Below are 14490 nucleotides of genomic sequence, written 5' to 3' on the forward strand. Positions count from 1 at the left end.
GTCCATTCCAACTAGTAACTGGTCGTGTATGGCGTGGTTCTGCATTTGGTGGTGTTAAAGGCCGTTCAGAGCTTCCTGGTATCGTTGACCGTTACATGGCAGGTGAATTCCAACTTGATGACTTCATCTCATTCAACATGGGCCTAGACGACATCAACAAGTCATTTGACCTATTGCACGAAGGTAAGAGTATCCGTACGGTTATTCACTTCGATAAGTAAGCTTTTTATCTAGAAGCTTTCTATAATAACGCTATAAAAAATGCGCAGAGTATCAACACTCTGCGCAAATTTAACAAGAGACCAAATCCAATGCCTTTAGAAAATATTAGCTGTAATAAAAGTGCTGGCGGCTGGCATAAGCAATATACTCACCGCTCAGAAGTCTTAAATTGTGATATGCGTTTTGCTATTTACTTACCGCCACAATGTGCGGCAGGTAAAAAAGTACCGGTTATTTACTGGTTATCAGGACTAACGTGTACTGATGAAAACTTTATGCAAAAAGCAGGTGCACAGCGTATGGCTGCCGAATTAGGTGTTGCTATTGTTGCCCCTGACACCAGCCCACGTGGCGAAGGTGTTGCTGACGACCCACAAGGTGCTTATGACTTTGGTCTTGGTGCTGGTTTCTATGTTAATGCAACAGAAGCACCGTATAACCGTCATTACCACATGTATGATTACATTGTTAATGAATTACCAGCATTGATTGAAGCTCACTTCCCTGTAACTGGGCAACGTGCAATCAGTGGTCACTCTATGGGTGGACATGGCGCATTAATGATCGCAATGCGTAACCCTGAGCGCTACAGCTCAGCATCTGCATTTAGTCCGATTACTAATCCAATGAATTGTGCTTGGGGCCAAAAAGCGTTTACTGGTTACTTAGGTACCAATACACAAAATTGGAAGCAATACGATTCAAGTGAATTAATGCGTAAAGCAACTCTCAAAATGCCAATGTTAGTCGATCAAGGTACGCATGATAATTTCTACAACGATGGTCAACTTCGTACGGAAACCCTAGCTGAAGCGGCTGAAGCGAATAACTACCCAGTAGAAATTCGTATGCAAGATGGTTATGACCACAGCTACTACTTTATGGCATCATTTATTGACGATCATCTTCGTTTCCACGTTGAGAACTTCAATAAATAATCACTAAATTTTATTAAGCTCCTCTTTGCAGACAGGGTTTAATGGAATACAAAAAAGCCTCGAACAGTGATACTGCTCGAGGCTTTTATTTGTTTAACGATAACTCTGTATTAAAGCTAATTACCGTTATTACAGTCTATTAATTACATGCTGTAAGTGTAAGGCGCTTGAACACCTAGTGGAATACCAAGAGTCCAGTACGCTAGTAGGAAGATAGTCCAACCCACAAGCATTGCAATTGAGTACGGCATCATCATTGATGCTAATGTACCAATACCAGAGCTCTTCACGTAACGCTGCATGTAAACTACCACTAATGGGAAGAACACCATCATTGGCGAAATAATGTTAGATACTGAGTCACCAACACGGTAAGCCGCTTGAGTTAATTCAGGAGAAATACCCACAGCCATCAGCATTGGTACCATGATAGGACCAATCAATGCCCATTTAGCAGACGCTGAACCGACTAATAAGTTAACGCTTGCAGTGAGTAAAATCATACCAACAATCGTTACTTGGCCAGGTAAGTTCATTTCTTGCAGTAACTGTGCGCCAGAAAGTGCTAATAGTGTACCTAAGTTTGACTGTGTAAATGCAACCAAGAATTGTGCAATAAAGAACACCATTACCATAAAGCCAGCCATACCCGCCATTGTGGTCGACATTGCTTTAATAATATCAGCGCTTTGCTTAAATGTGCCTGCCACTTTGCCGTAGATAATACCTGGAATAACAAACAGGATAAAAATTAACGGTACGATAGATTGCATTACAGGTGCATTAAAGGCAGCGACTTCACCTGTTGGTGAACGTAATGGTGATGTTTCAGGCCATACTGCCGCAACAAGCAATGCAATACCTGCTAGCATTGTCCAACCAGCATATGAGAACGCTTTACTTTCTAGTGCTGTAAAAGAACCCATATCAGGTGCTTCTTCAGCATCAGCATCAATTGCGGTTTTTTGTAAACGTGGCTCAATCACTTTATCTGTGATGTACCAGCCAATACCAACAATAACAAATGATGATAAACCAGTGAACATTAGGTTTGCTAACGGGTTAACAATGTAACTTGGATCCATGATGCGAGCTGCTTCTTGGGTGAAGCCCGCCAATAATGGGTCGATACCAGAAGGAATAAAGTTCGCAGAGAAACCACCAGAAACACCTGCAAACGCAGCAGCAATACCTGCAAGCGGGTGACGACCAGCCGCGTGGAAGATGATACCACCTAGTGGAATAACCAATACATAACCTGCATCCGCGGCTGTATGCGAAACAATCGCCACTAAAATTAGCATCGGTGTCAGCAGTTTAGCTGGTGTAACGTTAAGCATTTTCTTAAGGCCAGTATTGATAAAGCCCGACGCTTCAGCAACACCAACACCTAACATTGCAACTAATACAATACCTAATGGCGCAAAACCGGTGAAATTCTTCACCATGTTAGCCAAAAAGCTTGCCATTGCATCACCCGTTAGCAAGTTGTTCACTTGCACAACATCTTTAGTAACTGGGTGCACAAGGCCAAAATCAAACTGTGATAGCACCGCAGACAAAACCCAAACGGTAACTAAACCCCAAAAGAACAGTAAAGCAGGATCAGGAATTTTATTACCTGCACGCTCAATACCATTTAAAAACTTGTCCATCGCACTCGTCGAAGGAGGTGGTGCTTGCTTAAGTGTTTTTTCGTTCATGGTAATTCCATGTCCTTATGTGGTTATGTTTGCTGTGCGGATCTACTTATATGTAGTCGATCTCATTTTTTTTTCGCTCAAATAAAGTCTGAATATTCGCTGAACGATTGTAATGAAATTACCACAACAAACAGTGTTATAGACCTACTTATAACACTTACCTACCACAACATATTGTAACCAATCGTTAATACGAAACTTACAACACACATAAAAAAAACAATTTATTAACAACCAGGGTAATCAAACCCAATTAACGCTAAATTGCAGCCATAAAAAAAGCACCCGTAGGTGCTTTTTATTAGTCAATTATTGCGAGTAAAGCAGTGATTATTCCCACTCAATCGTTGCTGGCGGTTTGCCTGAAATATCGTAAACAACGCGTGAAATACCGTTTACTTCATTGATAATACGATTAGATACTTTACCTAAGAAATCGTACGGCAAGTGTGCCCAATGTGCGGTCATAAAGTCGATAGTTTCAACCGCACGTAGCGATACAACCCAATCGTATTTACGACCATCACCCATCACGCCAACAGAGCGCACAGGTAAGAACACAGTAAATGCTTGTGATACTTTATTATAAAGATCGGCGTTATGTAATTCTTCAATGAAGATAGCATCGGCGCGACGTAGTAAATCACAGTATTCTTTCTTTACTTCACCTAATACACGTACACCTAGACCTGGCCCTGGGAATGGGTGGCGGTATAGCATGTTATAAGGTAAGCCAAGCTCTAGACCGATCTTACGTACTTCATCTTTAAATAATTCACGTAATGGTTCAACCAAGCCCATTTCCATATCATCTGGCAAGCCGCCAACGTTATGGTGTGATTTAATCACATGTGCTTTACCTGTCTTAGATGCCGCAGATTCGATAACATCAGGGTAGATTGTACCTTGTGCTAACCACTTAGCATTTTTAAGTTTCTTTGATTCTTCATCAAAGATATCAACAAATACGTGACCGATGATCTTACGTTTTGCTTCTGGCTCATCAACACCAGCCAATGCCGTTAAGAAACGATCTTCTGCTTTAACGTGAACAATATTTAGGCCAAATTTATCACCAAACATGTCCATTACTTGTTGACCTTCGTTAAGACGAAGCAAACCGTTATCAACAAATACGCACGTTAGCTTATCGCCAATCGCGCGGTGAATAAGCATTGCAACCACAGATGAATCAACGCCACCAGAAAGACCAAGGATAACTTCATCGTCACCCACTTGTTCTTTGATACGTTCAATCGCATCTTCAATAATATTGGCTGATGTCCATAGCTTTTCACAGCCACACACATTCATTACAAAGTTTTCAATTAACTTCATACCTTGGCGAGTATGCGTAACTTCTGGGTGGAATTGCACGCCATAGAAACGCTTGTCTTCATTTGCCATCGCAGCAAATGGACAGGTATCTGTTTCAGCAATTTTGACAAAATCTGCTGGAATTTCGACAACTTTGTCACCGTGGCTCATCCACACATCAAGCAGTGGTGTACCATCAGCAGCAACAGCGTCTTGAATATCTTTTAAGAAAGCAGTCTGCTCAACAATTTTAACTTGCGCATAACCAAACTCACGCTCATCAGAACCTGCTACTTTACCACCCAGTTGTTCTGCCATGGTCTGCATGCCGTAACACACACCAAATACCGGAACACCCGCATCAAATACATACTGTGGCGCGCGAGGAGAACCCGCTTCAGTAACACTTTCAGGACCACCAGAAAGAATAATACCGTTTGGATTGAAATCACGGATATCAGCTTCATCAACGTCCCAGCTCCAAAGCTCACAGTAAACGCCGATTTCACGGATACGACGGGCAATTAACTGAGTGTATTGCGAACCAAAATCCAAAATAAGAATACGTTGGTCATGAATATTTGCGGTAGTGGTCATTATAGAGCTATCTCAAAAATTGAATGTATTGGGGGCTATATCTAGCCCCGATTTTATCTAACTTCTTCACTTAGGCAATCGTTTTCGTCAAAAGACTACCGACTGCCTAACAATTAACCCATACGGTAGTTAGGTGCTTCTTTTGTAATCGTCACATCATGAACATGCGATTCTTTCATACCAGCACCTGAAATACGTACAAATTCAGCTTTCGTGCGTAAATCTTCAATTGTTGCAGAGCCTGTTAGACCCATGCTTGAGCGTAAACCACCCATTTGCTGATGCACGATTTCTTTCATCAAGCCTTTGTATGCCACACGGCCTTCAATACCTTCAGGAACTAACTTGTCTGCCGCGTTATCTGATTGGAAGTAACGGTCAGAAGAACCTTTTGACATTGCGCCTAATGAACCCATACCACGGTATGATTTATATGAACGGCCTTGGTATAGTTCAACTTCACCCGGTGCTTCTTCAGTACCTGCGAACATTGAGCCAACCATTACACATGATGCACCAGCAGCGATTGCTTTACATAAATCACCAGAGTAACGAATACCGCCATCAGCAATAACTGGAATACCGTATTGATCAGCAACAGATGCCGCTTCTGAAATCGCAGTAATTTGTGGAACACCCACACCTGTTACGATACGAGTAGTACAAATTGAACCCGGGCCAATACCCACTTTCACGGCACTTACACCCGCTTCAATCAGTGCACGAGCACCTTCAGCCGTTGCAACGTTACCGCCAACAATTGGTAGATTAGGGAAAGCAGCACGAGTTTCACGAATACGTTGTAAAACACCTTCTGAGTGGCCATGAGATGAATCAATAAGTAATACATCAACGCCCGCTTCAACTAATGCAGCAACACGTTCTTCGTTACCCGCACCAGCGCCAACAGCAGCACCAACACGTAAGCTACCGCGCGCATCTTTACATGCATTTGGTTTACGTTCTGCTTTTTGGAAGTCTTTGGCGGTGATCATTCCTTTTAGACGGAAGTTATCATCAACAAGTAGTACTTTTTCAACGCGGTGCTGTTGCATGATAGCTTCAACTTCTTCGCGAGATGCACCTTCTTTAGCAGAAGCAAGTTTGTCTTTAGACGTCATCACTTCTTCAACTTTAATTGAAAGGTCGGTAACAAAACGAACATCACGGCCAGTAATAATACCAACTAATTCATTGTTATCAGTAACCACAGGGTAACCTGCAAAACCATTTTCTAATGTTAAACGCTTAACATCTGCAATGGTGTTATTTGGCTTAACAGTAACAGGTTCTGCAACAACGCCAGCTTCGAACTTTTTAACCATGCGAACTTCAGCCGCTTGTTGTTCGATAGACATGTTTTTGTGGATAAAGCCAATGCCGCCCTCTTGAGCCAGTGCAATAGCTAAGCGACCTTCAGTCACGGTGTCCATAGATGCTGATAGCATAGGAATGTTAAGAGCAATCTCTTTCGTGAGACGGGTGCGCAGATCGGCAGTGTTAGGTAGGACTGTAGAATGAGCAGGAACTAGTAATACATCATCAAACGTCAACGCTTCTTTTTTAATTCGTAACATGCAATATCTCACACCAATTTAAAGGTTTACAAAGAAGATTAAAATATTGCGAACGGATTATACGTATGAAGCAATCGTTTGGCTATATTTATTTTTTATTTTTTTATTGACAAAAAACATTTGCTGAGTAGTCTATTTCGGTTAACTATCCGGTGATGCGGTCGACGAAATACGGCCAAGATCTGTCCATTGATCTGCCTAGGCGTTTTTCGTTCTATTTGATAGTTTTCTGACCGCCTGCCGCCACTCATTCGCTAGCAGGTACCTCACTTCGTGACTCTATTCGCTTCTCAAAGCCAATCTAACGATCGCATCTACACCGTTTCCAGTCTCAATGCCCAAGTTCGTCTGATCCTTGAAAATGAAATGGGAATTGTTTGGCTTGTCGGTGAATTATCAAATTTCTCGATGCCAGTTTCTGGTCACTGGTATTTCACCCTCAAAGATGCTCGCGCTCAAGTAAAATGCGCGATGTTCAAAGGCAACAATCGCCATGTCACTTTTAAACCGAGCAATGGTAATCAAGTATTAGTCAAAGCACGATTATCTATTTATGAACCTCGTGGCGACTATCAACTGATTATTGAAAGCATGCAACCAGAGGGTGATGGTCGTTTACAACAACAATTTGAACAACTAAAAATGACCCTTGCTGCAGAAGGTTTATTTGCTCAGTCATTGAAAAAACCATTACCACCACAACCACAATGTGTCGGTATTATTACCTCTAAAACAGGTGCGGCACTGCACGATATTTTACAAGTATTAAAGCGTCGTGATCCAAGCTTAGCGGTAATTATCTATCCAACAATGGTTCAAGGTGATGGCGCAGCAATATCGATAGCTCAAGCGATTGGACGCGCTAATGCAAGACAAGAATGTGATGTATTAATTGTTGGTCGAGGTGGTGGCTCATTGGAAGATTTATGGGCATTTAACGAAGAGATCGTTGCTCGTACTATTGCAGCGAGTCAGATCCCTATCGTCAGTGCTGTCGGTCATGAGGTCGATGTCACTATTGCTGATTTTGTCGCTGATATGCGCGCACCAACGCCATCTGCTGCTGCAGAGTTAATCAGCCGCGATAATTCATCACAAGCAGAAAAGATAGCCCATAAAAAAAGACAATTACAGCATGCTGTACAACGCTACTTATCCAAGCAGAACCAATCTATTAACCTTTTGAGTCATCGATTAGAGCGTCAACATCCACAATTACGCTTAAATCAACAACAACAGCATTTAGATGATATCAGTCGTAGACTACAGCAGATTATGCTGAAAAAGACTCAAATACAGCAACAACGTATTACTCAAAATACCTATAAGCTGTCACTTTATTCGCCACAGCAACGTTTACAGCATGATAAAGCCACACTGGCGAGCACGACACGCAGATTATTTGATGCTATGGATCGTAAGCTACTTAATGCTAACCATAAATTAGCATTAGCTGCTGAGAAACTCGATACGGTAAGTCCACTGGCAACGCTTAGCCGTGGTTATTCGATTACTCGAGATGATAAAGGCAATGTTATTCGCCATTGCGATCAAGTTAAAGCCGGAGATCAACTGATCACAACCGTAACTGACGGTAAGATTTATACCACTGTTAACCCTTCATAACCGTTTGCTTTATAGCCGCAATAGTGATCATTATTGCGGCATACATCTTCGCTATAACGCTAATCTGCAACAACATTAAATACACTTTTAACGCGTGATTTTGATTTTAATTCATTGCAATGATTACAGAAATAGCTTGCAGAACCACACGCTTGTAACTTCTCTAATTGCTCTGAACAGTCAGGACAAAACGCTGTTTTTATTACTTTTTGTTGGCAATAGTCGCAGAAGTACCCCTGATCTTTCCAACTCAATTCACTCTCACATTGCGGACAAATATTTTCACTCACTCTCTATTACTCCTTAATGAATTTGCTCTAGCATGCAAAATTATTCGCTGAGATGCTACTAAAATTAAAACCATCCAATAAATATTTAACACGATAGATCTTCACTATTCGCCACGGTGTGTAATTAACATTAATTCAGGTACCATGATCCCAGTGATGATCATTACCCTTATGGGTGATCATCGTGTTTATTAACCACGATCAGCGATCAGCTAGTAAAAGAATATTTATCAATACACATCCCGAAAGCATAAGTTACATATTCTGCATATGGATTTTTAACAGTATAATATATTAACACTTTCGTATTTTAATCGAGTATAACAACATTTAATAAAACAATAAAATCATGGCAAACAAGATCAAACACCACCAAAATTAGACTTTTATTGCTATAGAGCAGCGTTTAATTAAAAAAAATCGTCCGAAGACGATTTTAAATACCCTTGTTAGCGCGTTCTAAAGAGGTATTGCTGTAGTGATCATCACGATCTCTTGATCAGAGATAACCTCAAATTTAACCGCTAAAGATTGATACTCAGCCAGTGACGTTGCATGGGTACCGCCGCAAGGAATTTCAATAATACCTTCATCGCCTAAATCACACTGCCAATAACGTGAGTCAGTTAATGTTTCCCCTTCACGTCGCATCACTATTGGCGTTGCTAATTGGATCCATTGTGCAAGTTGCTGATTAATGTCTAAGGTTATTTGAGCTAAATTAGCCACCATCTCAGCACTGTTTAACCCTCGTTTACGCAAGGTCTTACCTAAGCGGTAATGATCGGTACTGCAATTTTCACTGACAAGGCTCTTTTCTTGCGCATAACTGTGGAAATCGTAATAACCTAATTCATCACGGCGACTAGGATCTTTGCGCCAAAAATCATGGTGCAACACTTTATTTAATGCCAGTGATGATAAATGACCACCGCTGTGACCACGACTTAATGCTTGTTGATAGGCCTTATCAACCGTTAATGTGACAGTTTCAGCAGCTGCAATCACAATCGCAGCATCTATAGAATGAACCACCACAAATGCCCAGCCTTCGGTGTCACGCTTAACGGGAATATCGCTGGCAATATACAATTGCTGAGTCGCGATTTCGATAGCGCCAACGACACAATCAACAACATTATAACACTGGTCTTGATAGCATAATTGACCACGATCAGCGGGATGATCTGGCCAAATATGGCTTACAGGATGAAACGGAGTCTGTGCCGTTACCACCCATGTAGTACCGTTTTTATTAGCCTCTGCACAAATAACCGTGGTATCTATTTGCCATTGATTTTGGGTAAAAACGACTTTGGTTGGTGTAATCAAAGTTGGCATCGCCATCGTTGCTGTAATAGCAGACATGATATTTTCCTTATAAAAAAGCCCAACACTATGGTTGGGCTTTCACATCTAAAAACAACACACAGTCGTCAAAAATTACTTTTTACGATCATGTAAAGCGCTAGTTAGACGCTTGCGTTGACGCTCTTGAGAAACCGTCAACTTCTGCTTAGTTGTTTCAAATGGGTTCTCACTATTCTGGAATTGAATTCGAATAGGTGTACCCATCATTTCTAATGACTTACGGTAGTAGTTCATCAGGTAACGCTTGTAAGAACCCGGAAGGTCATTAACTTGGTTACCGTGAATCACAATAATCGGTGGGTTATAACCACCCGCATGGGCATACTTAAGTTTCACACGACGGCCACGAATCATTGGTGGCTGGTGATCATCTTGTGCCATTTGCATAATACGAGTTAGCAATGATGTGCTAATACGCTTAGTTGCTGACTTATACGCTTCAATAACTGATTCATATAAGTGACCAACACCTGTGCCATGCAATGCAGAAATAAAGTGAATACGCGCAAAGTCAACAAAACCAAGACGACGATCAAGTTCAGATTTAACGCGATCTTTAACGTCGTTATCTAAGCCATCCCACTTATTAATTGCAATCACTAATGAGCGACCAGAGTTAAGAACAAAACCAAGTAGGCTTAGATCTTGATCTGAAATATTTTCACGCGCATCGATAACTAACAATACAACGTTAGCATCTTCGATAGCTTTCAATGTTTGAATAACAGAAAACTTCTCAACTGCCATGCTCATATTCTTACGACGACGAACACCTGCAGTATCAATCAATACATATTCTTGACCATCACGTTCCATTGGAATGTAAATAGAGTCACGTGTTGTTCCCGGCATATCGTAAACAACAACGCGTTCTTCACCAAGAATACGGTTAGTTAGGGTTGATTTACCCACATTAGGACGGCCAATGATAGCCATCTTAATTGGTTGTTCTTGTAGACGTTTATACGCAGCTTCAGCATCTTCTTCAGAAAGGTTTGCTTTCTCGATGTCTGCAACTGAGGTTAAATCTTCAAGAGTAAATTCACCGTCTTCGTCATTTTCAGCTGCTAACTCTGCATTTAATTTATCAGAGAATGGTGCTAATGCACGTTCCATTAGTGCTGTAACGCCACGGTTTTGGGTTGCTGCAATTTGGAACATCGCATCAACGCCTAAACGCCAAAACTCAGCACACGCAGTATCAGGGTCAATACCATCAACCTTGTTAACCACTAAAAATGTTGGCTTTTCACGGCTACGTAGGTGCTTTGCAATTGCTTCATCAGCCGATGTTAATCCTGCACGACCATCAACCAAGAACAGTACCACGTCTGCTTCTTCGATTGCCGCTAATGACTGTTCAGCCATTTTAGTTTCAACACCTTCCTCTGTGCCATCAATACCGCCGGTATCAATAACAATAAATTCGTGCTCTTCTAACTCAGCTCTACCGTATTTACGATCCCTAGTTAAACCAGGAAAGTCTGCAACTAGTGCATCCCTCGTGCGAGTAAGACGATTGAACAACGTCGATTTACCCACGTTTGGGCGCCCGACAAGGGCAACAACAGGAATCATAATTACCTCTTACTTTTCATAGTCTTAATTGACATTTTACCGTTCATTCTTGCCTCAAATAAGCATATTTACTTATCTTCATCCGACAATAATATACACAACGGATATAACAACAACGGCTCCAACTGCATAAGACAGCTGGAGCCGACAAATTAATCTAGCGACAGTATACCGACTTATTTCGATATTTGCATTTTGTTGATTTCGCCATCACGAGTAACAACAATGAAACCATTGTTATCAAGCGCAACTGGCGGTACCGCAATTCCGCTACCGTCAATCGATTCTTGTGAAACAAATTCACCGGATTGAGTATCTAACCAGTGCAGATATCCTTCCGCATCACCCGTCACTAAGTAGCCATCAATCACAGCCGGCGCACTCAGTTGACGATATTGAAGATCTTTGTTTTGCCATAGTTCGGTACCACTACGGGCATCAACTGCGACAATATGATCTTTCGACGTTACAAGGAACAATTCATTACCATCAACCACAAAATTTGTTGCTGATGAATAATTACGTTTCCATGCAATTTGACCACTACGAAGATCAATTGATACTAATGAACCATTATAGCCGATCGCGTATAGACGATCGCCAGCAATCACTGGTGCAGCATCAACATCCACTAAACGATCAATTTCAGTTGAACCTTTAGGCGTTGAGATTGTTTGCTGCCATAACACTTGACCATTATTTAAAATAGCACCTTCTAAGCGACCATTTGATAGGCCCCAGAAAACACCACCAGCAATAGCAACCGGTGAGCTAGTACCACGTAAGGTTAAGGTTGGAATCTCATTGCTGATTTGCCATTTGCTTTTACCAGTATCAGCATTCAGTGCTTGTAACACGCCACTACTGGTATTAACAACCACAATACCACTATCAACTAATGGTTTTGACAGCACTTCACCTGCAACTTTAGCACGCCAAACTTCTTTACCAGTTTCGGCATCTAATGCGATAACGTCTGCATTTTCGGTACCCATGAAAATTTTCCCGTCAGCTAATACTAAGCCGCCAGAAATTTTAACAGGAGTCTCTTTCTCTAAGTCATTTTCCCATAACACTTTACCGTTACTAGGATTCAAAGCCTCAACCAAACCATTACGATCTGCAACAAAGACTTTATTCTGACCAACAACAGGAGTCAGTTTTGAATAGTAGCCAGAAACGCCGTCACCGACACTGTGGCTCCAATCGGTTTTTGGTGTGAAGGTATTATCTACTTTTGGCAATGGTGCCATATGAATAGAATCAACTTCACTGGCACACCCCGATAGTACGCTCACAGCAACTGCTACGGCTAAAGCTCGTTTTAACACCTTATGCATCATGTCCGCCTTATTGAGCTAAGTCATTAAGCTTCATTTGCAATGCTGGTGATGAACCATCTTGCTGAGCTTCTATATATGCTTCACGAGCAGCTGGAATATCGCCTTTTTGTAGCAAAATATCGCCACGTAATTCAGCAATATTTTCATTCCAGCTTGGAATCGTTACTTTTTTAAGTTCAGTTAAAGCTAGATCAAATTTTTGTTGTTGAGCGTAAATACGTGCTAGACGCGTTACAGCTAACGGTAAAATAGCGTTATCTTTAGTATTATTAATTACCCAATTAAGTTGAGTAATTGCACCATCAAGATCGTTATTTTCAACTTGAACTTTCGCTAATTGTAATGCTGCAAGAACAGCGTATTGGCTGTCTTTGTTAGCTTCAATGAACGTTTGCGCTTCAGTGACAGCAGTTTTACTATTGTTGTCGAGAGCTGTAACTACTTGAGTATAGGAATCTGATGCTAAATGCTTCGCAGCATGGACTTCGGCCTGGTAGTAACGCCAGCCTAATAGACCGCCTAAACCAATCACAGCGCCTAGAACAACGGCTTTGCCGTTATCTTGCCACCACGATTTTATCGCTTCAACCTGTTGTTCTTCTGTGGCGTACTCGTTCACTTCCTGTCCTCTCTTAAATCAACGCTGCCAATTTAGCGGCAACCTCGTCCTGTGCCATGGTTGTTTGTTCACCGCCATGGAGATCTTTAACCACAACCGTGTTTTGTGCAATTTCATTTTCACCAAGAACCAGGGCAATGGCTGCACCTACGTTATCAGCACGTTTAAATTGCTTTTTAAAATTACCGCCACCAAAGTTAGACATAATGCGTAACTGTGGTAATTGGTTACGTAACTTTTCTGCAAGCAGCATACCAGCAGTTAATGTACCTTCACCGGCAGTTACCATGTAAACATCAACCGAGCGACGTACATCGTCTTGCTCTAGTGCTTCCATCAGTAATACCAAACGCTCAAGGCCCATCGCAAAACCGACTGATGAGGTTGCTTTACCGCCTAGTTGTTCAACTAGACCGTCGTAACGACCACCACCACATACTGTACCTTGTGCACCTAAGCTATCAGTGATCCACTCAAATACAGTACGGTTATAATAATCTAAACCACGTACAAGGCGCTCATTTACTTGGTATTTGATGCCAGCAGCGTCTAATAGTTCACATAATCCAGTAAAATGTTGCTGTGATTCTGGATCGAGGTACGCTGAAAGCATTGGTGCATCAACAAGGATTTCTTGAATCGCTGGGTTTTTAGTATCAAGTACACGCAGTGGATTAGTGTACATACGACGCTTAGCGTCTTCATCTAATACATCCATATGCTGTTCAAGGAACGCAATTAATGCAGTGCGGTACTCTGCACGTGCTTGCAGTGAACCAATAGAATTTAACTCTAGACGAACATGGTCATTAATACCAAGTTCACGCCATAAACGCGCGGTCATCATGATCAATTCGGCATCAACATCCGGGCCATCAATACCAAATACTTCTACACCAACTTGGTGGAATTGACGGTAACGACCTTTTTGTGGACGCTCATGACGGAACATTGGGCCCATGTACCATAAACGTTGTTCTTGATTGTAAAGCAGACCATTTTCGATACCAGCACGTACACAGCTTGCTGTACCTTCTGGACGTAATGTTAGGCTATCGCCATTACGATCATCAAAGGTGTACATTTCTTTTTCAACAACATCAGTAACTTCGCCGATTGCACGTTTAAACAAATGTGTCGACTCAACAATTGGCATACGGATTTCATTGTAACCATATGCACTGATCACTTGTTTAACTGTACCTTCGACTTTTTGCCAAAGTGGAGTTTGTGTTGGTAGGCAATCGTTCATGCCTCGAATTGCTTGAATTTGTTTCGCCACGATTATTCTCATTTTTCGATGGGGATT

The 14490-nt window shown here is 41.6% G+C and carries 11 protein-coding genes and 1 pseudogene; 3 read left to right on the plus strand and 9 right to left on the minus strand.

Going from position 1 to position 14490, the window contains the following annotated elements:
- Both PAND9192_RS18130 and fghA read left to right on the plus strand, forming a co-directional pair.
- Nucleotides 1–221, plus strand: a pseudogene (locus PAND9192_RS18130) (S-(hydroxymethyl)glutathione dehydrogenase); the annotation flags it as partial.
- Between the two features lie 90 nt (nucleotides 222–311).
- Nucleotides 312–1160 carry an S-formylglutathione hydrolase gene (gene fghA, locus PAND9192_RS18135; protein ID WP_087854881.1) on the plus strand — a complete coding sequence of 283 codons (849 nt, stop codon included), beginning with the start codon at nucleotides 312–314 and terminating at the stop codon, nucleotides 1158–1160.
- A gap of 143 nt (nucleotides 1161–1303) precedes the next feature.
- Here the strand turns inward: fghA and PAND9192_RS18140 are convergent, their stop codons facing one another.
- The 3 genes from PAND9192_RS18140 to guaB form a co-directional block, all read right to left on the minus strand.
- Complete coding sequence (locus PAND9192_RS18140; RefSeq protein ID WP_087854882.1) at nucleotides 1304–2863, minus strand: AbgT family transporter; 1560 nt, start codon at nucleotides 2861–2863, stop codon at nucleotides 1304–1306.
- A gap of 330 nt (nucleotides 2864–3193) precedes the next feature.
- Nucleotides 3194–4777 (minus strand): glutamine-hydrolyzing GMP synthase, encoded by a 1584-nt coding sequence (gene guaA / locus PAND9192_RS18145; protein ID WP_065167425.1) that lies wholly within the window; start codon nucleotides 4775–4777, stop codon nucleotides 3194–3196.
- 113 nt (nucleotides 4778–4890) lie between these two features.
- The gene (gene guaB / locus PAND9192_RS18150) at nucleotides 4891–6354 is read right to left on the minus strand and encodes an IMP dehydrogenase (RefSeq protein ID WP_060999032.1); all 1464 of its coding nucleotides are present in this window, start codon (nucleotides 6352–6354) and stop codon (nucleotides 4891–4893) included.
- Nucleotides 6355–6627: 273 nt separating this feature from the next.
- Between guaB and xseA the strand changes: the two genes are divergently transcribed.
- Nucleotides 6628–7980, plus strand: a complete 1353-nt coding sequence (gene xseA, locus PAND9192_RS18155; protein ID WP_087854883.1) for an exodeoxyribonuclease VII large subunit — start codon at nucleotides 6628–6630, stop codon at nucleotides 7978–7980.
- Between the two features lie 59 nt (nucleotides 7981–8039).
- On the opposite strand, the gene PAND9192_RS18160 is transcribed toward xseA, so the two are convergent.
- The 6 genes from PAND9192_RS18160 to hisS all read right to left on the minus strand — a co-directional run bounded on the left by PAND9192_RS18160 (nucleotide 8040) and on the right by hisS (nucleotide 14463).
- Nucleotides 8040–8270 carry a zinc ribbon domain-containing protein gene (locus PAND9192_RS18160; RefSeq protein WP_087854884.1) on the minus strand — a complete coding sequence of 77 codons (231 nt, stop codon included), beginning with the start codon at nucleotides 8268–8270 and terminating at the stop codon, nucleotides 8040–8042.
- Nucleotides 8271–8729: 459 nt separating this feature from the next.
- Nucleotides 8730–9638: an alanyl-tRNA editing protein gene (locus PAND9192_RS18165; RefSeq protein WP_234999215.1), complete on the minus strand. Its 909-nt coding sequence runs from the start codon at nucleotides 9636–9638 to the stop codon at nucleotides 8730–8732.
- Nucleotides 9639–9713: 75 nt separating this feature from the next.
- The gene (der, locus tag PAND9192_RS18170) at nucleotides 9714–11219 is read right to left on the minus strand and encodes a ribosome biogenesis GTPase Der (RefSeq protein ID WP_087854885.1); all 1506 of its coding nucleotides are present in this window, start codon (nucleotides 11217–11219) and stop codon (nucleotides 9714–9716) included.
- Nucleotides 11220–11395: 176 nt separating this feature from the next.
- Nucleotides 11396–12559 carry an outer membrane protein assembly factor BamB gene (gene bamB / locus PAND9192_RS18175; RefSeq protein ID WP_087854886.1) on the minus strand — a complete coding sequence of 388 codons (1164 nt, stop codon included), beginning with the start codon at nucleotides 12557–12559 and terminating at the stop codon, nucleotides 11396–11398.
- A gap of 10 nt (nucleotides 12560–12569) precedes the next feature.
- Nucleotides 12570–13181, minus strand: coding sequence for a YfgM family protein (locus PAND9192_RS18180; protein WP_087854887.1), 612 nt, complete (start codon nucleotides 13179–13181; stop codon nucleotides 12570–12572).
- Nucleotides 13182–13194: 13 nt separating this feature from the next.
- Nucleotides 13195–14463, minus strand: a complete 1269-nt coding sequence (hisS, locus tag PAND9192_RS18185) for a histidine--tRNA ligase (RefSeq protein ID WP_087854888.1) — start codon at nucleotides 14461–14463, stop codon at nucleotides 13195–13197.
- Between the last annotated feature and the right edge of the window lie 27 nt (nucleotides 14464–14490).

This window comes from Photobacterium andalusiense (genome assembly GCF_900185625.1).
Lineage (GTDB): Bacteria > Pseudomonadota > Gammaproteobacteria > Enterobacterales > Vibrionaceae > Photobacterium > Photobacterium aquimaris.